Annotated in this window: 19 protein-coding genes; 3 read left to right on the top strand and 16 right to left on the bottom strand. The window is 34.5% G+C overall.

From position 1 onward, the window contains the following. Positions 1–22: 22 nt before the first annotated feature. The 8 genes from ACUL40_RS03320 to ACUL40_RS03285 form a co-directional block, all read right to left on the bottom strand. Positions 23–295, bottom strand: a complete 273-nt coding sequence (locus tag ACUL40_RS03320) for a YokU family protein (RefSeq protein WP_000995763.1) — start codon at positions 293–295, stop codon at positions 23–25. Beyond that, entirely contained in the window at positions 292–1713 is a 1422-nt protein-coding gene (gene ablA, locus ACUL40_RS03315; protein ID WP_000902142.1) for a lysine 2,3-aminomutase, read from the bottom strand. Before ablA ends, ACUL40_RS03320 begins: the two co-directional genes overlap by 4 nt. A 210-nt stretch (positions 1714–1923) precedes the next feature. Beyond that, entirely contained in the window at positions 1924–3309 is a 1386-nt protein-coding gene (gene rocR, locus ACUL40_RS03310; RefSeq protein ID WP_011110073.1) for an arginine utilization transcriptional regulator RocR, read from the bottom strand. Between the two features lie 164 nt (positions 3310–3473). Beyond that, positions 3474–4373, bottom strand: coding sequence for a putative beta-lysine N-acetyltransferase (gene ablB / locus ACUL40_RS03305; RefSeq protein WP_000878594.1), 900 nt, complete (start codon positions 4371–4373; stop codon positions 3474–3476). After that, entirely contained in the window at positions 4370–5638 is a 1269-nt protein-coding gene (locus ACUL40_RS03300; protein ID WP_000436698.1) for a peptidase, read from the bottom strand. The genes ablB and ACUL40_RS03300 overlap by 4 nt, the downstream gene beginning before the upstream one ends. A gap of 15 nt (positions 5639–5653) precedes the next feature. Next, positions 5654–6316: a CoA transferase subunit B gene (locus ACUL40_RS03295; RefSeq protein ID WP_000525293.1), complete on the bottom strand. Its 663-nt coding sequence runs from the start codon at positions 6314–6316 to the stop codon at positions 5654–5656. Next, entirely contained in the window at positions 6301–6999 is a 699-nt protein-coding gene (atoD, locus tag ACUL40_RS03290; protein WP_000208102.1) for an acetate CoA-transferase subunit alpha, read from the bottom strand. Before atoD ends, ACUL40_RS03295 begins: the two co-directional genes overlap by 16 nt. Beyond that, positions 6996–8306 carry an aspartate aminotransferase family protein gene (locus ACUL40_RS03285; RefSeq protein ID WP_001205882.1) on the bottom strand — a complete coding sequence of 437 codons (1311 nt, stop codon included), beginning with the start codon at positions 8304–8306 and terminating at the stop codon, positions 6996–6998. The genes atoD and ACUL40_RS03285 overlap by 4 nt, the downstream gene beginning before the upstream one ends. Positions 8307–9255: 949 nt before the next feature. Here ACUL40_RS03285 and ACUL40_RS03280 point away from each other — a divergent pair. Continuing rightward, the gene (locus tag ACUL40_RS03280; protein ID WP_212105356.1) at positions 9256–10005 is read left to right on the top strand and encodes a DUF4397 domain-containing protein; all 750 of its coding nucleotides are present in this window, start codon (positions 9256–9258) and stop codon (positions 10003–10005) included. 33 nt (positions 10006–10038) lie between these two features. On the opposite strand, the gene ACUL40_RS03275 is transcribed toward ACUL40_RS03280, so the two are convergent. Continuing rightward, the gene (locus tag ACUL40_RS03275; RefSeq protein WP_000425086.1) at positions 10039–11172 is read right to left on the bottom strand and encodes a BA2291 family sporulation histidine kinase; all 1134 of its coding nucleotides are present in this window, start codon (positions 11170–11172) and stop codon (positions 10039–10041) included. A gap of 236 nt (positions 11173–11408) precedes the next feature. Between ACUL40_RS03275 and ACUL40_RS03270 the strand changes: the two genes are divergently transcribed. Beyond that, the gene (locus ACUL40_RS03270; protein ID WP_000247558.1) at positions 11409–11801 is read left to right on the top strand and encodes a YueI family protein; all 393 of its coding nucleotides are present in this window, start codon (positions 11409–11411) and stop codon (positions 11799–11801) included. Between the two features lie 102 nt (positions 11802–11903). Here the strand turns inward: ACUL40_RS03270 and ACUL40_RS03265 are convergent, their stop codons facing one another. Beyond that, positions 11904–13328 (bottom strand): aldehyde dehydrogenase family protein, encoded by a 1425-nt coding sequence (locus ACUL40_RS03265; RefSeq protein ID WP_048656783.1) that lies wholly within the window; start codon positions 13326–13328, stop codon positions 11904–11906. A gap of 132 nt (positions 13329–13460) precedes the next feature. Further along, complete coding sequence (locus ACUL40_RS03260) at positions 13461–14816, bottom strand: hemolysin family protein (RefSeq protein ID WP_000356254.1); 1356 nt, start codon at positions 14814–14816, stop codon at positions 13461–13463. A 354-nt stretch (positions 14817–15170) separates the two neighbouring features. Here ACUL40_RS03260 and racA point away from each other — a divergent pair, with 354 nt between their 5' ends. Beyond that, entirely contained in the window at positions 15171–15713 is a 543-nt protein-coding gene (racA, locus tag ACUL40_RS03255; protein ID WP_000456023.1) for a chromosome-anchoring protein RacA, read from the top strand. A gap of 96 nt (positions 15714–15809) precedes the next feature. On the opposite strand, the gene ACUL40_RS03250 is transcribed toward racA, so the two are convergent. The 5 genes from ACUL40_RS03250 to ACUL40_RS03230 form a co-directional block, all read right to left on the bottom strand. Then, on the bottom strand, positions 15810–16406 hold the full coding sequence (locus ACUL40_RS03250; RefSeq protein WP_000487796.1) for a hypothetical protein: 597 nt from the start codon (positions 16404–16406) through the stop codon (positions 15810–15812). A 277-nt stretch (positions 16407–16683) separates the two neighbouring features. Then, positions 16684–18534, bottom strand: coding sequence for a hypothetical protein (locus ACUL40_RS03245; protein ID WP_001178729.1), 1851 nt, complete (start codon positions 18532–18534; stop codon positions 16684–16686). After that, complete coding sequence (locus ACUL40_RS03240) at positions 18524–20341, bottom strand: AAA family ATPase (protein WP_000766187.1); 1818 nt, start codon at positions 20339–20341, stop codon at positions 18524–18526. Before ACUL40_RS03240 ends, ACUL40_RS03245 begins: the two co-directional genes overlap by 11 nt. A gap of 105 nt (positions 20342–20446) precedes the next feature. Then, on the bottom strand, positions 20447–20707 hold the full coding sequence (locus tag ACUL40_RS03235; protein WP_000391445.1) for a hypothetical protein: 261 nt from the start codon (positions 20705–20707) through the stop codon (positions 20447–20449). Positions 20708–20784: 77 nt separating this feature from the next. Beyond that, positions 20785–22212 (bottom strand): basic amino acid/polyamine antiporter, encoded by a 1428-nt coding sequence (locus ACUL40_RS03230; RefSeq protein ID WP_000129444.1) that lies wholly within the window; start codon positions 22210–22212, stop codon positions 20785–20787. Positions 22213–22296 lie beyond the last annotated feature (84 nt).

Raw genomic sequence — 22296 nt, 5'->3', positions numbered from 1 at the left:
AAAAAACCAGCATAAAAGCTGGTTAAAAGTCGAAATAATTTCTTTTTAATAGACGCGGTCTTCCCATTAATTCTTCATATGTTAGTTGTTTTGGTAAATCTTTCGTGTAAATTAAGAATAATTGATCTTCAATTTCTTTTACTGTATGGTCTGATTGATAGTCCATCCCGCACGAGGAACAAGAAATACATGGTGTCTCTTGGATTTCAATGGCTTTCGTACCATCTGGTAATTCCCAATATACAGTATTCAAGCTTTCTTTCGCTTCTGTACTGTCACACCACATACAATTCATACTGCATCACCCTCAGTTTTTTTGTCGTTTTCTTCTAACTTAGCCATTTGTGCTTGATATTTTTTATCTTTTAATTGATCGCGCTTATCACGTTTATCTTTTAAAGATGCATGAGTATCATTATCTTCGTAGTCTTTACGACGGTTCATACGCTGTAAGTCGTCTGGAACGAGGTTAAATTTCTTATCGCTCATAAGACCTGCGATACCAACATCTGAACGTTTTTCTTCGTAGTTCGGATAAATCTCTTTAAAGTATCCTTCCGCTCTTCCTGGAATATAGCTCTCTGGCTCTGGATACGTCGTAATAACACCTTCAAAGTTACGAAGTACAACTTTATCTGCACTTTGTGAGATTAAATAGTTTGGCTGAAGTGCAATTTTACCGCCTCCACCTGGCGCATCAACAACGAATGTCGGAACAGCATAACCTGATGTGTGTCCACGTAAACCTTCAATAATTTCAAGACCTTTAGATACTGGTGCACGGAAGTGACCGATACCTTCAGATAAGTCACATTGATAAATGTAGTATGGACGTACACGGATTTTTACTAAGTCATGCATAAGTTTTTTCATAATTGGAACGCTGTCGTTAATACCAGCTAAAATTACTGCTTGGTTTCCGACTGGAACACCAGCATTCGCTAACATTTCACATGCCTTTTTCGATTCTTCAGTAATTTCAATAGATGTATTGAAATGTGTATTTAACCATACTGGATGGTATTTTTTAATAATGTTACATAAGTTTTCTGTAATACGTTGTGGGAATACTACTGGTGCTCTCGTTCCGATACGAATAATCTCAACATGCGGAATCTCTCGTAAATTTTTTAATACATATTCTAAAATTTTATCGTTAATTAGAAGTCCGTCACCACCGGAGATTAATACATCTCGTACTTGTGGCGTTTCACGAATATAAGCAATTGCATCATCTAATTGTTTCTTCGGTACACCCATTCCAATTTGTCCACTAAAACGACGACGTGTACAGTAACGACAATACATAGAACATTGATTTGTTACTAAGAATAGTACACGGTCCGGATAACGATGTGTTAGCCCTGGAACTGGTGAATCTTCGTCTTCGTGAAGTGGGTCTTCTAAATCATATTTTGTTTTATATAACTCTTCCGAAATCGGTACTGATTGCATCCGAATCGGACAGCGTGGATCATCAGGATTCATTAGCCAAGCATAGTACGGTGTAATATTTAACGGGATCGTTTTCGTTGAAATTTTAACGCCCTCTTCTTCTTCAGGTGTTAAGTTAATCACTTTTCTTAAGTCATCTAACGTTTTGATCGTATTCGTTAATTGCCAAACCCAATCATTCCATTGCTCTTCAGTAACATCTTTCCATAATTCGATATCCTTCCAGTGACGATTTGGTTTGTATACATCATGTAACATTGCTATTCCCCCTTTTTATACGCTCATCCTTTATATAAGCAATAGTTATGCCAACTTTACATTGTTGATAAGTAAATGTGCGGAGAACCCTATTACATAAGCGAAAAAATATTTTTAAGCGTTGTATGAAATCAATACTTAACATCATATTCATTACTTTTTATATATGTAAACGCTCTTTTATTCGTGCAAACACACAAAAACCGCCGATTATTCGGCGGTTTTGTCGTACTTGCTCAGTTTATATTGAAGCGTTTGACGAGGGATACCCAACATTTTTGCGGCTTGTAATATATTCCCTTCCGTTTCAATCAACGCTTGATCTATTAATTCTTTTTCTGTTTGATGAAGTGCTTCTCTAAGTGGCATTATACCCTTCTTCTTCGAAAACTTCTCTTTCCGAAATGTACGTGGTAAACAATTGGCTGTTAATGTATTCCCTTCTGCAATAATAACAGCATGTTCAATCGTATGTTTTAACTCCCGTACATTTCCAGGCCACTGATAAGCTTGCAGTCTATCTTTCGCTTCCTCATCAATTTGAAGTACACCTTTTTTATAACTTTTATTATATTCTTTCAAAAAATAAGATGCTAATAATAGTACATCCTCAGTTCTTTCACGAAGCGGTGGGATATATAATGAAAATACGTTTAAGCGATAATATAAATCAGTGCGAATTTTATTCTCTCGTAAACATATTTCTGGAGGCTGGTTCATCGCGGTAATAACACGAACATCTACTTTTCTCGTCTTATTATCACCAATTCTTCTAATGACTCCATCTTCTAACACTCGTAACATTTTTGCCTGCAAATCAAGAGGCATTGAATTCAGTTCATCTAAAAATAATGTCCCACCATCAACAAGTTCAAATAGCCCAGCTCTTTCAATCGCTCCCGTATAGCTTCCTTTTGTCGTTCCAAACAATAAACTTTCTAATAGCGACTCTGGTAAAGCTGCACAGTTTTGTGCAATAAATGGCTTGTTTTTTCTTTTAGAAGCTTCATGAATTGCTTGTACGAACAGTTCTTTTCCTGTTCCTGTTTCACCATATATTAAAACATTCGCGTCTGTTGGTGCTACTTTTTGTGCTAACTCTTTCGTCTGTTTAAACCGCGTATCATTTGTCACTATCGTCTCAAATGCAGCGTGCTTTTTAATCACTTTTTTTCTAGATGATCGCTTTATTTTCGACTGTAAGTCAACAATTGTGTCAGTAAGCTTTTGAATTGTAGAGTAATCCTTTGCAATTTCAACAGCCCCAGCAATATTCCCATCTATAAAAATAGGTAACGTCGTATTTACTGTACAAACATCTTCACCATTTAAATTTTGATAATGTTGTACCTGATGTACGATAGGTTTTTTTGTATCTAGTACTTTCATCAATGTACTCGTTTCCCTTGATAAAGACGGGAACGCTTCTAACAGATGTTTCCCTAACACTTTTTCAATCTTCGATCCATCGTGTTTTGCAGCTACAGAATTATAAAATATTGTAATTCCATTTTCATCTACAGCGTGTATAGCCTCATCAATACTGCCCAAAATCGCTTCAATGACTTCTTGTGTCGAAACTGCTAGCAATGTCATCCCCCCTTTTGCCGAAAATCCAGCAATTACATGCCGAATTTTCGGCACACCTATGTGCGATTGTAAGCATGACGATTCCGTTCTATAATTTTAATCAATTTTATATTTTCATTAGATAACTCGAAACTCTAATTAGTACGGCTTTTTCAAACACCCAGCTCCACCTAACTGTTTTGCTTTACAGCCAAATTTTGAGGCGGAAGTTTTACTGCTTTCGAATAGCTAGAAAGATCTTTCACCCATATATTCATATCTTCCAACTTATCGAAAATGTAGCAATTATTCGCCAGTCTTCCTGTATACGTATAGCCTAATTGATGAAAGGCAGCATTCATTCCGAAAGAAAGCGATCGAGCAATTGTATAGGAGCAGAAAATAGATCTTTCTTGAAGTTCTTCCTCTAATTTAATTAGTAAACTTTTCATAAATCCATGTTTACGGTATTCAGGTAAAGTAGCACAATTCGTTAATTCTGCATTCCCTTCCTTTATGTTCATTTCTGCAGATGCTGTACTAATAATTTTCCCCTCAAATTCATACACGTAGTAAATTGTATCGTCTTCTTTCATCGTCTGTAATACATAACTCGCTTCATTTAAAGGTGTCGGATACACTTCAAATACTTTTCCGAATACAGTTGCTAATTCTTCTGCATCTTCTTCAGTCGCTTTTCTCAGCAAAAATTTCTCTGGAACTACTTTTTCTTTTATTTCTTTTCCTTTTACACCGCTTAATATAGTATCTTCCTCAATCCAATGCATACTATTTCGTCTTTCATCATTATTATATTTCACAAAAAAGTATGCATCGTGTCCTTGAAAATAATGAGGTATCGTTGCTTCCAACAAAAAACCGAAAGAGAGCCATGTTGAAACATGCTCTCCCTTTCCTTTAATAATACATTTAGTGAAAGAATGTTTCTCTGCTAGTTCGTCAATTGTCTGTATAATACTTTCAACATTTCCTGTATAGTGATCTACCCGAATACGCTTATTAAAATAATCTAAAACACCTTCTACTGTATAACAATTCGTCTGTTCTCTAAAAGATTCATAGTATTTCATTTTTTCACCTCACACCAATCTAGTAATGTACATGCAATAATTTTTGCGGCAGCTATCATTTTATCAACTTCTATATATTCGTTTGGATAGTGTGCTACTTTCGTCTCTCCTGGACCAAATACTATTGTTGGTACGTTTGCAATTTGTGTAAATAAACCTCCATCAGTCCCCCACGGAGATGCTTCAATAATTGGTTCGTTCCCTTCGATTTCAACAAAGTTGTGATGAAGTGTCGTAATGAGTTCATGATTCTCTTCTAGTTCACCAGGAACCCATCTCGCTCCAAACCATTCTACTTCTACTGGATTTTCAACAAACCAATTGTCCACATCATTTAATTCAGCAATCCAATTCTCAAACTCTTCTTTTGCCGCCTCTATAGTCTCATTCGGCGCAACACCGCATCTTCCTTCTAAAATTAATTCATCGGGAACAGAACTTGGCCAACTCCCTCCTTCAATTTTCCCAATGTTAATTGGAATTGGAATCGGAATTTCTTTAAATAACGGATCTGTAATTCGACTATTTCTTTTCTCCTCTAGCTTTCTTACATGTTCTATAACAAACATACTTTTTTCAATTGCACTAACCCCTTCATAGCGCGTTCCACCGTGTGCAGCTTTCCCTTTTACACGTAGACGAAACCACATGGAACCTTGTTGTTTCGGGAAAAACTTCATATTAGTAGGCTCCGGAATAATGACACCATCTGCCTTATATCCTCGTAATATAGTTGCTAATGTCCCTGCTCCGCCACTTTCCTCTTCTATTACACTTTGAAAATAGATGTCTCCTTTTAATTCAATGTTAGATTCAATAATCGCTTCCATCGCAAGCATAAGTGCGACATTTCCGCCCTTCATATCCGTCGTTCCACGGCCATATATACGATTTCCGATTTTCTCACCGCTATAAGGATGATGTTCCCACTGATTCACATCCCCTTCTGGAACTACATCAATATGCCCATTCAATATCATAGATTTCCCGTCGCCACTTCCTTTTAAAGTTGCTACAATATTTGGGCTATCTGAAAAACTTGTACGGGGTGATACAAAATAAGGATGATCTTTCATTTTAGAAAAAGAAGGCTCCCATATATCGAGCTCTAAACCTAATTCACGTAATTTTTCAATCACAATTGCCTGCGCACCGCTTTCATCACCAGATACGCTCTTTTCTTGAATTAATCGTTTTAAAAATTTCACACTTTCCTCTTCATGGCTCTCAATATAATCACAAACTTGCTTTTTTAATTGCTCCATATATTACATCTCCCTTCATTCAATTACTAGTAAGTTAGAACTAATTTGAAAATCAGCTTCTGTATGTCGTTTTACATCTTCTACTGTGTATGGGCTCATTAATTCTTGTAATATAAGTCCACTCGGAGTTACCTCCATGACTGCCATATCAGTAATAATTAAATCTACACATTTCTTTGAAGTTAATGGCAATGTACACTCTGAAACAATTTTTGCATTTCCGTACTTATCAACATGATTCATCACAACAACGACCCGCTTCGCTTTTTGTGCTAAATCCATTGCTCCACCAATACCTGGAACACGTTTTCCAGGTACAATCCAGTTTGCTAAATCACCATTTTCACTTACTTGTAATGAACCAAGAATCGTTATGTCTAGCAAACCTTTTCGAATCATCCCAAACGCTGTGCAGCTATCGAAATAACTCGCTCCTGTTATAAGAGAAGTTGGTAAACCTGCTGCATTACACAAATTTTCATCTTCATTCCCTTTACTTGGCGTTGGTCCCATGCCGACGATTCCATTTTCCGCATGAAACATAACATTTATATCTTCAGGCAAATGATTTGGTACAAGCGATGGTATGCCAATACCTAAATTTACAATCATACCATTTTGTATTTCTTTCGCCGCACGCCTAGCAATCTTATCCCTCACTTCTACGCCCATACCCATTTCCAGTTCACTCCTTCCGACGGTACAATATAATTTACGAAAACACCTGGAACGACAATTTCCTCTGGATCTAAACTTCCAAGCGGGACTATTTCTTCTGCTTCTACAATTGTTATATCCCCAGCCATAGCTACATGGGGATTCATATTTCGTGCACTTTTGTCAAATACAAGGTTACCAAACGGATCTGCCTTTTTCGCATATACAATTGAAACTTCAGCAGTTAATGCTGTTTCAACTAAGTAGGTCTTACCATTCATTTCAACTGTTCGTTTTCCCTCTTCCACAATCGTATCAACACCAACATCAACTAAAACACCACCAAGACCAACGCCACCAGCGCGAATACGCTCTGCTAATGTTCCCTGCGGAGAAAACTCAATTTGTAACCTTCCCTCGTTTAATTGCCTTCCTGCATTTGGATTGGAGCCAATGTGAGAAGTAATTATTGATTTAACTCTTTCATTTGTAACAAGACGACCGATACCTACATCAGGAAATCCAGTGTCATTTCCAATTAAATTTAAATTTGTAACGCCTTTTTCTAAAATTGCCTGTATTAAAGATGGAGGGGATCCAATCCCTCCAAATCCCCCAAACATCAATGTCATATCATCATGGAACAAAGAAATTACTTCCTCAATTTCTTTTAATTTACCGAATGTATTTGTAATAGTTGTCATGCGATACTATGCCCTCCTTTTTGCATCATCTCTTCCACACTTTTAGAGAAAATTGAAAGTAATTCATCTAACTCGGAATATGTAGTTGTCATTGGCGGTGCTACAAGCAGTGCACTATCTTCTTTTCCTGCTTGCCCTGAAACTGCTTGGTATAAAAGCAGACCATTTTTAGCTGCAACTGAAATAAGCTCTGACGCTTTTGTAAACGGTTGCAATTCTACTCCGATTAGCAACCCTTTTCCGCGCACATCAGCAATGATTGTCGATTGTTGTTGAACTTTCTGTAAGCCTTTTATTAAATACTCTCCCTTTTCTGCTGTTTTTTCAGGAAGATTATGTTTCTCCATATATTCAATAACAGCTAAAGCCGTTGCTGCAGACAATGGATTTGCACTTAACGTATGACCGCTCATTACTGAACGTGATCCACGTAATATTGGTTCCATAACACGATCACTTACAACTGTCGCTGCCATCGGTGTATATCCCGCTCCTAACCCTTTACCAAGTGTCATAATATCCGGCTCTACGCCCCAATGCTCCATCGCAAACCATGCTCCAGTACGACCGAGCCCAGTCATTACTTCATCCGCAATAAATAAAATATCGTAATGGTCGCAAATCTCTTTAATGACTTTATAATAGTCTTTCGGCGGAACAACCGCGCCTCCAGCTGCTCCGATAATCGGCTCAGCAATAAAAGCAGCAATATGCTCTGCACCAATTCTTTCAATTGATCTTTCTAGTTCAGTCGCACATGCCAGCTGACAAGTTGGATATACCTTTTGAACAGGACATCTGAAACAATATGGAGCTGGTATAGTCGGATAATCTTCCAAAATAGATACGAAACGTTGTCTACGTAGTGGATGCCCAGACATCGATAAAGCACCCATCGTAATACCGTGATAACTCATCCATCTTGATAAAATTTTATGTTTCCCTTGAATACCTCGCTCTTGAAAGTGCTGAATTGCAATTTTCATAGCTGTTTCATTCGCTTCCGTGCCACTATTTACAAAAAAACTCCAGTTCAAATCTCCTACACTTAAATCACTTAACTTCTTCGCTAATTTTTCAGCTGGTTCACTCGTAAACTGTGATCTATAAACGAAAGCAATCTCCTCAGCTTGCTTTTTAATAACGTCTGCAATCTCCTTTACGCCATGCCCAATACCTGCCGTAATTGCTCCTGACGAACCATCAAAATATTTATTGCCATTTTGATCATACAAATAAACACCTTTTCCATGTGAAATCATTGGATACGGCTGACCAACAAGTGGTTTAATTAAGTAATCGCGCATAGCGCTCCCCCATTTCTCCAATTTGTATATATATATGAAGAAAATTGACGTTTCTTTCATAAAAAAGAATCCTCTGCAAAAGCAGTGAATTTATCAAAAAACTATTATAAAATATACAAATGAGTGCTTAAAAATTTTTATAAAACAGAAAATTCAGAACTAAAAAACCGAAGACCAACCCTTTTCTATACGCCCAAATAACCCTCCTTTTTATATGAAATGACTACATCACCAAATGTTTTTATAGCATAATGCCAACTGTCCTTAAATGCCGACATTCTGTACACTTCGACGGAACTCCCGTTAAACTCCTTCCTATTATCCTACTTTAAATTGCATATTTTAAAACAAATTTCGACACCCACCTTACTAATCAATTCAGATTCCTATTCATTATGTAAACTTTTCAGTTTTAAACTATAAAAAAAGAACCGATTAACCACACTAATCAGTTCGTCATGACGCTCTCTTATGGGTTAATACTGTCAATTGCTAAAATAAATAGAAAAATGAAGTTTACAAATTCATCCTACAGCCTATAACACAAAACCTTTTCATAACTTCATTCACAATTACTATCGGGATATCCCTATCCCGAAGTGGCACTCCTTTCCTCAGATTCAAAGTATCTTTCCTTTATAATTTATGTAGGACAATTATCACTTTGTATGTGTATTTGCCTATAATTAAAAAAATCCCTAGTTTTCTAGCGATTTTTGGACATGTATTCAATATGTTAATTGAAATGCACTTTCAATTTGGCATTTATTTTACTTTCGTACAGTCATATGTACTGCTTTACTCTGCGAAATTCTCGTAAGCACCAGCACCTCTTTATGAAAACATATTTGTTGTCAATTTTTAATTTTCCCTTTATAAAATCATTTTTTTTGCATAACCGCTTTCTTGCTTCGCATATAGTTTTAATGATGACAAAGGAGGAATGTTCATGTCTCAATCTGAAATCGAAAAATATGGACAAGAAGTTACACAATACGAACAACTCGCACGTTACTATCAGTTTCGTAATCCTAAAAAATATATAGAATTATATATGAAATATTACGATGCACTATCAAAACTTGTACAGGCGTATGAAACAAGAGACTCACAAGAAGCTGCTTTACCGTCACATATAAGAATTTTTCATGCCGATCCAAATATACCAGCGGTTGACATTTTAGTAAACGGACAAAAGGTTATTAAAAATATTTCATTTAAGCAATTCAGCCCTTATTTATCATTAGTGCAAGGTAAATACCGTATAGATATTGTTCCTGTCGGAAATGAAACTCCAATCTTTTCAGCGTTGGTACCAATAATGGGAAATCATACTTATACTCTTGCTGCAATAAATAGTGATAATCACCTACAATTACAGCCTATACTTGATAATACACATTTACCAGCTGGTCAAGCCAAAATACGGTTTGCACATTTCTCTCCAGATACCCCTGTTGTAAACGTAGATTTAAAAGATGGGGATCATTTATTTGAAAATGTACTCTTTAAACAAATAACAGATTTTTTGCAAGTTAGCCCTGGTACAGCAGATATTGAAATTTCACTCGCAGATAATAAAAACGTTTTATTGACTATGCCAAAATTCAATGTTGAACCAAATGTTATTTATACAATTTCAATAGTAGGTTATTCAACTAAAGATCCTAAATTAGAAGCCGTTATACTCACAAATTAAAACAGTCTACACCATTCATTTGGTGTAGACTGTTTATTTTTGAAATGCAATTTGAAATTCTGTCCAATCGTTATCTGATCGACACATAATGGATCCATTATGTTTTTCCACAATTTGTTTACATACAAATAATCCAATACCAGTTCCTAACTTTTTAGTAGTTACAAATGGTTCAAAAATCGTTTCTACATTTTCAGCTGGAATCATTGGTCCATTATTTTTTATCACAATTCGAATAGCTTGATCTTCTTCAAATACATCAATGATAATTTTTCGTTCTTCTTTCATTGATTCAAGAGCATCAATTGAATTCATTAATATGTTTAAAAATACTTGTCTCACTTCACTCCGATAACCAACAAGCGGAATTGGATACGGTAAATTCTTTTCAATCAAAACATTCGCATTGACCAAACTCGGATATAAGAATTGTATAATGTCTTGAAACAAGTCATTAAGCCAAAACCGTTCCGATTCATTCCACATTTCTTTTTTCGATACGAGTAAAAATTGCGAAATACGAAAATTTAATTGATCTAATTCATGCGAAATAATATCTAAATACGATAAACTCGGATGATCCGCCTTTAATAATTTAACAAACCCCATAATGGAAGTAAGCGGATTACGAAATTCATGTACAAAACTAGCTGACATTTGCCCTAAAATCGTCAGCCTTTCTTTATGTGTTTCGTTAATATATTGCTGTTTTTCCTCTAAATTCTTCGATATAATTTCCGAGTATTTTAAAACGGTATAATAAATTAATTTGTCAAAACAAGTATGTATTTTTGCCATAATTGGTTTCAATTCACGAGCGCTAACATCTAATTCACACATCGCTTCGAAAAGTTCATTTCTTCCCACGTTTGCGTTATAAACAAAATCTCCAATATTCGCATCTGCTCCAGCACGTTCAATAGCAATTTTCTCACATAACGGTTGAAGATAATTTATATCTTTATCTTCCATAGTAAGTTCGATAATTAACTCTAGTAAATCCTCTCCATTTTGAACTACTTCTAGTTTAAATGGATCTTTTTCGGAAATTATCATTTTGTTTTTCCAGTTCTCTACGAATTGGTGCCTATTGTTTTTCAAGTGTGAACAAAATATTTCTTTAATATCCTTATCGATTGGAAAAACCTCCATTCCCTCCATTTCCATACGACGAATACCCTTTATATTTTGAATATTAACACAAAAAATACGATTCGTTAATAGATTTTTGTCACATTTTGTTAATTTCTGTTGATAAAATTATTTTTTCTTTCTTATTTAACTAATTGTATACAAATCCCCTTTTTCCTTCACATATTTTCATTATTTCCGTAGTCAAAACGACTTTTTTTTGCATCATTTTTAATTCTTGCGTACAATAGAAAATGAAAGGTGTGAAAAATATGGTAAATAAAAATGTGGAAGATTATCTCCAAGAAGGCATTTACGGCCAAAAGCAAAACAAACCAGAAGAACGTAATATGTATTTAACTACATTACGTGAGCGTGTGGAAATCGCTTTAACAATCGGTCAAGTAATGCAAAGTAATGTATACTCTGAAGTGGCGGGTAGCATGCGCTCTTCTCAATCATTACAACTCCTCCTAAATGGTGGCATTGCTTACCCACATTTATCAAAATACATTAAATTAGCAAACGAAAAAAATGTTCCTTTTACAATTGTTCAAAATAAAGATACAAAAACACCAATCGGTTTAGTATTAACTCATGCTACTGCTATAGATAAAGAACAAATTTATGTAGAAGATACTATTTTCAAACAAGAAATGAAGTAAAAGTTACACTTAATTAAATAGTTACTAGAAGCGTAAAAAACGAGTATGGAATCGTAAACATTTCCTACTCGTTTTTTAGTGCAAGTTTTAAGTTTTTCCACTTTATTTTTTAATACATACTAATTTCATTTCTGTCATTTCTTCTATTGCATATTTAATTCCTTCGCGTCCCGTGCCACTTTCTTTCACACCACCATAAGGCATATGATCTACTCTGAACGTTGGAATATCATTAATCATGACACCACCAACCTCTAACTCATCGATTGCACGCATTGCTTTAAATAAATTATTTGTAAATACTCCTGCCTGTAAGCCGTAACGCGAATTATTTACTTGCTCAATCGCTTCATCAAATTCCTTAAATGTATTTACTGTCATGAGTGGACCGAATACTTCTTGGCACTGCACAGATACATGATCTGGAACATTTGTTAATACAGTCGGTTCAAAAATTCTTGCATCCTGCTTCTTACCACCACATAAAACAGTTGCTCCTTCCTTAATTGCTTCTTGAACCCACATATCAATTCGCTCTACATCTTTTTTTGAAATTAAAGCTGATACATCCGTTTCCTCAAGCAATGGATCACCAACAACAACTGATTCCATCGCTTTCTTTAGCTTTGAGAGAAATTCATGTATTTTCGTTTCATGTACAAAAACACGTTGTACTGAAATACAAACTTGCCCATTATTAACAAATGCTCCCCATTTTACACGTTCAATTATTTCATCTGTTAACTCTACATCTTCATCAATAATAACAGCAGCATTTGAGCCTAGTTCTAACGTAACTCGTTTTAGCCCAGCCTTTTGTTTTATTCCGATTCCAACTTTTGGACTTCCGGTAAAAGTAATAGAAGCAACGTAATCATTTTTGACGATTGCCTCACCAACCGTGGGGCCAGGGCCAGAAATGATATTTAAAGCTCCATTTGGCAATCCTGCCTCTTCAAATAACTCAACTAATGCATAAGATGATAATGGCGTTTGATCAGCTGGCTTTAATACAACTGTATTTCCGGCAGCGATTGCTGGTCCAACTTTATGCGCTACTAAATTTAATGGGAAATTAAATGGTGTAATAGCCCCTATAACCCCAATCGGCTTTCGGATTGTATATGCAATACGCCCATCTGCACCAGGTGCGGCGTCTAATGGCAATGTCTCACCATATATACGCTTCGCTTCTTCAGCTGCAAATTTGTACGTTTGAACAGTACGATCTACTTCTCCCCTTGCAGCACGTATTGGTTTTGCAGCTTCTTTTGCAATAATCTCTGCAAATTCTTCTCTTCTTTCATCCATTTTTTGTGCAACTTTCTCTAAAATAGTCGCACGATCATATGCAGATAATGTATTCATTTTTATCATTGCATTTTTTGCAGCAGTAACAGCCTCTTTTACATCTTCTTCCGTTCCTTGTGCAATTTCCGCTAATGTTTCTTCAGAATATGGTGCGTATAATGGTTTATACGTGTTTACAGATTTCCAACTTCCGTTTATATATAAATGCTTTTTCATACTTCTTCTCCTTCCAAATATATGTATACAACAATACTTCACCTAGTGAAAGGTTCAACTTATGTCATTGTATCATAGCCCCTATCCCTCAAAAAACATTATGCTCAAAAAAACTCTGCTATATAGCAGAGTTTACGAGCTAATTTGCTCTTGTAACGAAATTTGTTTTTCATCTTCTAAAATAACAATCGATTCTACTATCTTTGTAACTTCTAATCTTTTTATATAATGTCCATCTAATTCTTTCACACAAAACTTATAATTTTCAATTTCAATGGAATCCTCTTCAGCAATCTCTATATTCTTCGTTAAAATCCAACCACCGATTGTATCAACACCATCATCATCAATCCCTAAACCAAATAACGTATTCACTTCACTAACAAGTACTTTTCCCTCTAGTATCGTCTTCGTTTCACTAACCTTTTGAATTTCTGGCTGCTCATCCGTATCAAACTCATCCTGAATATCTCCAACAATTTCTTCCAAAATATCTTCAACAGTAACAAGTCCAGATGTCCCACCATATTCATCTATCAATATAGCAATATGTGTTCTTTCTTTTTGCATTTTTAAAAACAAATCATGAATTGGAATAGAATCGATAACTAAAATAATTGGTCTCACATATTGCTCTACTGTCTTCTTATTAACAGCTTTATGTTGTACAAACTCAGTAAAAATATCTTTAAAATTTACAAAACCTATTACGTGGTCTTTGTCGCCATCAACAACTGGATACCTTGTATATTTTTCGCGAGACATTTTTTGCAAAGCTTCTTCAGCAGGCATTTCTTTACTTATAATATTCATTTCAGTTCGAGGTACCATTATTTCTTTTGCAATCCGATCATCAAATTCAAAAATTTTATTTACATATTTATATTCAGATTGATTAATCTCACCATTTTTATAACTTTCTGAAACTAACAACCGTAATTCTTCTTCTGAATGAACCTCATCATGCCCCTTCGGCGGTTTCAGCCCTAGCAGCTTCGTAATGATTCGAGCTGAACCATTTAATAGCCAAATGAATGGGAATGCAATACGATAAAAGAAAATTAACGGCTTAGAAACAAGCAAACTCACTTGTTCAGATTTTTGAATTGCAAATGTTTTTGGGGCCAATTCCCCTATTACAACATGTAAAAAAGTAATTAACAAAAATACTAAAGTTACAGCAAAAATGTCTGCTAGTTGAGTAGAGATATTCCAATTTGCAAAAAGCGTGTCAAACATTTGCTTTAACGCAGGTTTACCAAACCACCCAATTCCTAAAGCTGTAACAGTAATTCCTAACTGACAAGCAGATAAATATTCGTCTAAGTTTGTAATGACTGTTTTGACCGATGTTGCACGATTATTTCCTTCTGCAATTAAATAGTCAATTCGTGAACTTCTCACTTTAACAATTGCAAATTCTGCTGCAACGAAAAATGCCGTTAAGGCAATTAAAACAATCACTATACTTATACTATATATGTCCAAATACTTTTCCTTACTTACTTTGTAAGCAAGGAAGCCACCTCCTACTTAATTTTATTCAAGTGAAGTAAGCATTCTAATACTCTAACAAAATTCTACATTAGCAACCACCTTTTTATATATTATATGCATACATAAAAAAGATATTTATCATTATGATAATCTAATTCATTTACACTCGTCAAATTATTCTAAATGTTACGATAAGACATTTTTATTTAAAAGAACTATTCTCCTCAACTCAATTTCGTGAAAAAACACTTTCTTTGCCGATTCCACACTTCTTTTGTCGCACTAGAAGGGAACTTACTTCATAGCTCGAAATCATTCAACAGGATATATATAGGGGGGATTATTTTGGAATATAAAACACCATTTATCGCAAAGAAATTAGGTGTTAGCCCAAAGGCTGTTGTCCGGATCGCGCAACAATTAAATCTTACGATAGAGAAAAACAAATATGGCCACTTTATTTTCACACAAGAGGATGTCGATCAAATGTTAGAACACCATCGATTTCAAATAGAGCAATCTCAAAATTCTCAATCTACTCAAAAGGCTTCCTCAAATGAAGTTGAGGAATTAAAAACTCAAGTTAATACAATTGTTCAAAACATATCATCGAATGATTTTGAGCAATTAGCTAATCAATTAAACACTATTACGAGAAGACTTGATCGAATGGAAGAACAAATGCAAGATAAGGCAAATGATGTCGTCACGTACCAACTTTTACAACACCGTCGTGAAATGGAGGAAATGTTAGAGCGAATTCAAAAGTTAGAAGCTGCCCTAACGAAAGAAGAACCCATTTATATTACTCCGGATTCAAAACCAACATATGAACGAGAAAAGAAACCGAAGCGCCGCAAAATGATTTTTAGTATATTTGGATTATAATTTTTAGACCCTTATTAAAATAATAAGGGTCTTTTTTAATGAAGAGTTATATCCTATACAAATATTATTCTCTTTATTATACATATTCACTTCGCTTTATTTCGTTAACATAATATTTTTACTGTATTCTGTAATTAATGCCTGTGCATGAGCATTCCCTTGAATCACATCACGAAATTCTTTTAAAGAATACAAATGCGTAACCCCTTTTCGAGCATGAATTCTTACTGGTACACCTTGTAAAGTATCATGAAACTGAAAAGGATTATCTATTGGTTCAATTGGAAAACCAAGTGTAAGTAAATACATATACATTCTTTTTGTTACTGCTGCAATGTACCATTCAGCTTTTGTTTCTAACGCATGTATAAATAAAATAGCTGTTAGCCTTTTGAAATGTCCTCTTCCACGAGACGTTTTCGAAATACTTAACTTGCCTATTTCATATACATTCTTCAAATCTTTTACTAAATCATTTTTAGAAAACGGATAGAAAAACTCAGAATTCGATTGTTCAGGTACCGTATACTTAATACATTCTACTGTACCAATAGGATGTTCATCTTCTATTAATAAAAATCGTGATGGATTTAAATTACGTTCTACGAACATTAAGTTTCTTTCTTCACAAAAATCTCCCCATAGTTGCTCGAACCCAAAATGTTCTTCCTTTGTTTGAACACGCTGGAACATATTTAACCGCCTTTCCCATCGCCGCTCTGTTTTTTGATAACGCTTTCACTATCTATCATATAAGAACAAATCTTCGTATGCAACTAAAAATATTTATGACTTATTATATTCTGCAAAATGAATTAGATTCCAATTTAATCGACTTTTATCCCGCGCTCACATTCCTTTTAATAACACATTTGTAGCACTTTTCAAATCTAAATTACACTACGTTTCTTTCCATACAGCATATAATTCTTCTTAATCTAAAGAAATCCTTTATGAAAAAGGATTTCTTTTACTTCTTAATGCTTTTTAGCCATTTTTCAAAAATTTGTACCATCCCATGTTTTCCAGCTAATTTCTCTTCCCCTTGTTTCGTCTTATATGGATATAACTGCAAGAAAACACCGCATCCAGACTCAATTTTTTTACTATGCATATGGCTTCCTGGATATACACAAATGACTTCATAAATTGACCTTCGATAATAGACTCGCTTTCCATCCTGTTCTTCTACATACTTTATAGACCAGTACTTATACATTTGCTCAGTTGCTTTCGTATTTCCGACGTGCTGAAAAATATTGTACATTGGACTATACTTCACTTCAATAATAATAGAAGATTTATATACGTATTTCCCATCTTCTTTTACATAACAGTCTAAGCGAATATCTGGCTTCTTCGTATCCTCACCATTGTAAAAATTACTACCTTTACTTAATGCAATAAGAGGATGTGTTTCAATTAAGTCATTAAATGCGACATGCACCTTTATATCATCTCGTTCTAAAACTACTGTCGTTCCATCTTGTAATCCATCTACATAAAAATGTTCTTGTATTTGTTCACGGATGGAGTTTCTAGCCTCAAAACCAATTTGCTCTAAAAGTGAAATAACGATAAAAAAAGCGTAATATTCATACACTAAAAACGTTGGCTTATAAACAAATAATAATGATGGAGATTGATCCGTATATTGCGGGAGTACTTCTAAATGATGTAGTAATTGTTGATGTGGTATCGGTAAATCATGTAAGTTCATGTTACTTGTTTCAGTAACTTCCCTCCAAAATGAAGAGTGCATTAACATTTGAAAGTATTGTACATTTTCATGCACAATATGCGCCAATATTTTATATTCTTGTATTTTCATTGAGCTCTTTCGTAAATCGGCTTCTTTTAGTAAATGTATATTTTTATATTTTTGCTTCTCTCTATCGGTTACTGATCCATTACGCTCAATTGTTTGTATAATCGTTTTTACAGCTTGAAACTCTTCTGATTTTTTCTTTTTTTCTCTTTCTAATATTTCAATTGTTTGACGTAAAAAACTTTTAGCTTCAATTAAATAATGATAAAATTGCATCGCTTTATATTTAAGAAATGCATTTTCCTTACTATTTTTTTGTTCCATAAACTTACGATTATAATGTTTGGCATAAGGTTTTCGTTCTGCCACTATAGTTCCTTTTCTTGTTGGCTTTCGCTCTTTTCCTTCCCATTTATATTCATTTATAAATTTTGAGCTTGATTCTATTTTCTTAAAGATTTGCTTTATCATTTTCATTTTTTGCGGTAACTTTCTAAGTAACACTAAATAAGAAGAATCCTCAATATCGCTAAGTGCAGAGAAGGTTTTTTTATAGTAACCTCTATCCAAAATCAACTCATTTAAAATTGACTTCACATAGTCTTGAATCATTTCAAATTGATCATCAAAAAAGTTTTTCGGTACGATTTGAAATGCGCCATAATACGTTGTATCTTCTATACGCACTTCAAAATGGTATAGACCACAGCGCCATGGATAAAAGAATTCTGTTTTCCCGTGTTCATATATTAATACTCTTTGTTTTTTTTCATTTATTTCATATTGAGCCTCTTTTATATTTTTCTGTCCCTCATATACTTTATTCCATATAAAAGTAATATTCATTGGGATTTCATAATTGTACTGCAATCTTATTGGTTTTAATTCTTGTACTTTATAAATACATTGAACTAATGCTGTAGTAGATGTACAAAGACGATTTAATAAAATATAATCTCCTTTCCCCTCATTTCCAATGATTAACTTTAATACAAAAGGGAGCGTTTCATTCGTATCAACGATTTTTGTTTCATAACGCCCTTCATTTTGCATATCCATACAACTCCAGTTCTCTACGTTTTTCTCGTATATATGCTAAAGAGTGTTCAAATGTAGATACTCTGTTTGCAAGTGTAGATTGCAAAAGAGGTACTAAGGTCGCCCCCCTTTTTGCTTCTTCAGAAAGTAAAGGCCCAACCATCATTTCGGTCCCTCTGATTTTCGTCAATACACGCTGCTTTATTTGTAAATCAAACCCCTCTTCTCTACTAATCATATAGGTATGGTTATTTTGAAACGGTATGTTTTGCAAATAAGTCGCAATTGCATTTGCACATCGGAAAGAAATTCCCTTAGACGCGTCATGTGATGACAATACGACATGCAACTTATCTAATAGCTCTAATTCTTCTTCAGAAAACACTTCAATCATCGCTTTATTTCTCATCCAATTTATCCGAAATTCTCCAGCCGTTACTTTCAAAGGTGGATGTAATACGACTTTCCCCTGTTCCATGCCCATCTCACAAAACGGAATTTTCTGTAACGTTATTAGGTTCGTTCGGTCTAATAATCGATCAGAGAGCTCTTTCGTTGTTTCATCAAAATTTACAGTACCTACAAATATAATATTTTCTCCAATTTCAATTGTTGATGGAATTGAATTCTCTATGTCCTGTACACCCTCATACAAGTTTAAAATACGATTTTTTGTTTCAAGTTCAAGAACAGATAGAAACGGAGTAAACCAATGCTCAATATGAGACATGTTCATTTCATCAAAAACGATTATATACAGTTGATTTGGATTTTCTTTCGCCTTCATTAACGTCCTAACTAACTTCGCTTCAGATTCAATAAAAGTACCATTTGGATGAAGGTAACCAAGTAAATCATGTGGTTCTTGATACGATGGCGAAATTGGAATCCAAACCAACTCTTCCCCATACTGTAACCCTAATGCTTCTGCATAAGTTTGCACAAAACGTGATTTCCCAACGCCCGGTATACCACCAAGAATCGTTAACATATTTGTTTTTACACTTATATGGAAATTATAAATATCCGTTTCATCCAAATATAACCCTTTATTATGCACCATACTTTGTACATACTGTAAAAAGGACGATTCACGCTCATCCCATTCCCATTCATCTTTTTGTATTTTTATATCCTCTACTTCAACTAGCTTACCTTCTTCATGCATTCGTTTTTTTAATTGCTCATATACATAATCACTTACAAAATATAATTGATCTTCTACCGCTATTTCTACATACTTCGTCCAGTCACTGCAGTTTATATATTTACATTCACGTTTCTGTTCAAAATAGGCGATTGAGCTAATTGATGACTTTAGGGATATGTTTCCGTACAGTCTTCCATCGTGCCACAATAATTCGGGAGGCTCAAAGTCTTTCGGAAATTTTGGCATAAGAAATGATAAATAACCGTTGCTAAGTTTTCGCTCTAAAGATTCTCTTTTTTTATGATTTGTAACTTTAGGTGCCGGAATCATTTTATAGCTGCTTGCTATTTCTTTCGGTTCTTCTGTACATATTAACTCCACGTATACATTTCCTCTTTCATAATAAAGACGAAACATTACTAATTGCTTTTCTAATTTCCTCTTCTTTAATTCCGAAAAGATTTTTTCATTCTTTTTATTGCTACATAACCCTTCAAATACATATGGTTCATTTGTAAATTGTTCCTGTAAAGTGAATGGTATTGGCGATAAGCAGTGTACAAAGAAATTCTCTCCACTCTTCTCTTTCTCAGCTTTTGTAAATTTCCCTAAAAATCTCATATAGTACATTCGTTTTATAAAACTTGGCTGAAGAGCTTTATGTAATTTCACCTTAGTCACCTTCTTTTTTCATACTATTCTTAGTGTATGAAAGAAACGAAAAACTAGAAATAAAAAACCTGACGTTATCCGCCAGGTTCAAAATAAAAACTTATATTAATGAGAAGGAAATGCTTTTTTCTCTTGTAAAATTGCATTATGAGCAATTTTCATTTTCGCAAGTACGTAACGTAATCGATCTTCAGCGTTTTCATCTTTACTTATTTGTAATTCCGCCAAATTTTCAACAGAACTTGCTAAATTTTCAATGACTCCTCTTAGTTCAGGATGATGATTAAAAAAAGATTCTTGCACTAATACTTTCCTTAACTCACTAGCTAAATCAATTATTCTAGACAACTGTTCTTTTTCTTCCATTCTCATCCCTCCTGAATATCTTATGTAGTAAATATTCTCTAAACAAAGAAAAAAGCCCTTTAAATGAAAAGGACTTTTTACATTTTTATATTTCCAGTTAATAACATATATATTGATGTGATAGCCGCAACAATAATTGCCCACATCACATACTTCTCTGCACCTACAAAGCAACGGTTCCCTTGTTCTTTTCTTGCAAACGTGTAAACAATAATTCCAATTCCATACACAATTGAAACGAGTAGTAAATTCTTTAAACCAGCTGCATAAAGAAGCCATACAGAGTAAATAGAAGCAATTAAAGCTAACGCTCCATTTTTTAATTTAGCGTCTTTTAGTTCGTTTGTAATGACTAATTTAAATTGGAATAACGCTGATAATAAATATGGTAATAAAATTGATGTTGATGCAATGAAATACATAATTTGATATGTTGATTCCGAAAACAAAACGATGATAAATATAATTTGGGCAACACCATTTGAAATCCATAATGCCATGTGCGGTGTTTGCTTCTTATTTGTTTTCGTAAAGACTTTCGGAAATACGCCATCTTTTCCTGCTACATGAGAAATTTCAGAAACAAGTAAAAACCAGCCAATTAATGTACCGACAAGTGAAGCAACTAATCCGATGTTAATCGCAACTGCACCCCATGGACCAACAACGTGCTCTAATACATGTCCCATGGACGGAGTTTCTAACACAGAAAGTTCGCCTCTTGTCATAGCTCCCATTGACAGGACAGAAATTAAAATATAAATGGACATTACTAAAATAAGTCCCAATACTGTTGCCTTACCAACATCTCGACTATTCTTCGCTCTTCCAGATAATACAACCGCTCCTTCAACTCCAATGAAAACCCAAAGTGTTACAAGCATTGTATTTTTCACTTGACCAAGTATAGCGGAAAGTGAGATCGTTCCTTCTCCCCAAAAATCATGTGTAAATGTGTCCCAGCGAAAGGCTGTTACCATTACAACAATAAATAAAACGATTGGAACTAACTTCCCTATTGTTGCGATCACATTCATAATAGAAGCTTCACGGATTCCAAATAAAATTAAAAAATGAAGTGTCCATAATAAAAGTGATGCCCCAACGATAGACGCAACATTATTTCCTCCTTTGAAAATTGGAAAGAAATAACCTAATGTACTAAACAGTAACATAATTGTTGCGACATTACCTAAGATTCCTGCTAGCCAATATCCCCAAGCACTATTAAATCCAATATATTCACCGAAACCAGCACGTGCATAACTATAAATTCCACCTTCAAGTTCCGGTTTTTGTCTTGCTAACGTTTGATATACGAGCGCAAGTGGAATCATTCCCATCGCTGTAATACACCAGCCAATTATTATTGCACCACTGTTTGCTCCTACTGCTAAATCATGCGGTAAACTAAAAACACCGCCACCAACCATTGTTCCAACTACTAATGCGATTAATGGAAAAAATCCTAACTTCTTTTCTATTTGTACCACCCCATCTGTCATTCTAGGTGTTATGTTCGTTCAACTATTAAAGTCACCTTTTTCTCTAATAGACGTTTCTCTTATATTTTTTCAGGAAAACATTAC

It is taken from the genome of Bacillus sp. KNSH39, from assembly GCF_052656585.1.
Note: the sequence above shows the minus strand (reverse complement) of the source record. Positions and strands in the feature narration are given on the sequence as shown.

Coding starts and splice junctions, on each gene's coding strand:
- ACUL40_RS03320 (WP_000995763.1), bottom strand. CDS start 295: ATGAATTGTATGTGGTGTGACAGTACAGAAGCGAAAGAAAGCTTGAAT.
- ablA (WP_000902142.1), bottom strand. CDS start 1,713: ATGTTACATGATGTATACAAACCAAATCGTCACTGGAAGGATATCGAA.
- rocR (WP_011110073.1), bottom strand. CDS start 3,309: ATGACATTGCTAGCAGTTTCGACACAAGAAGTCATTGAAGCGATTTTG.
- ablB (WP_000878594.1), bottom strand. CDS start 4,373: ATGAAATACTATGAATCTTTTAGAGAACAGACGAATTGTTATACAGTA.
- ACUL40_RS03300 (WP_000436698.1), bottom strand. CDS start 5,638: ATGGAGCAATTAAAAAAGCAAGTTTGTGATTATATTGAGAGCCATGAA.
- ACUL40_RS03295 (WP_000525293.1), bottom strand. CDS start 6,316: ATGGGTATGGGCGTAGAAGTGAGGGATAAGATTGCTAGGCGTGCGGCG.
- atoD (WP_000208102.1), bottom strand. CDS start 6,999: ATGACAACTATTACAAATACATTCGGTAAATTAAAAGAAATTGAGGAA.
- ACUL40_RS03285 (WP_001205882.1), bottom strand. CDS start 8,306: ATGCGCGATTACTTAATTAAACCACTTGTTGGTCAGCCGTATCCAATG.
- ACUL40_RS03280 (WP_212105356.1), top strand. CDS start 9,256: ATGTCTCAATCTGAAATCGAAAAATATGGACAAGAAGTTACACAATAC.
- ACUL40_RS03275 (WP_000425086.1), bottom strand. CDS start 11,172: ATGGAAATGGAGGGAATGGAGGTTTTTCCAATCGATAAGGATATTAAA.
- ACUL40_RS03270 (WP_000247558.1), top strand. CDS start 11,409: ATGGTAAATAAAAATGTGGAAGATTATCTCCAAGAAGGCATTTACGGC.
- ACUL40_RS03265 (WP_048656783.1), bottom strand. CDS start 13,328: ATGAAAAAGCATTTATATATAAACGGAAGTTGGAAATCTGTAAACACG.
- ACUL40_RS03250 (WP_000487796.1), bottom strand. CDS start 16,406: ATGTTCCAGCGTGTTCAAACAAAGGAAGAACATTTTGGGTTCGAGCAA.
- ACUL40_RS03245 (WP_001178729.1), bottom strand. CDS start 18,534: ATGCAAAATGAAGGGCGTTATGAAACAAAAATCGTTGATACGAATGAA.
- ACUL40_RS03235 (WP_000391445.1), bottom strand. CDS start 20,707: ATGGAAGAAAAAGAACAGTTGTCTAGAATAATTGATTTAGCTAGTGAG.
- ACUL40_RS03230 (WP_000129444.1), bottom strand. CDS start 22,212: ATGACAGATGGGGTGGTACAAATAGAAAAGAAGTTAGGATTTTTTCCA.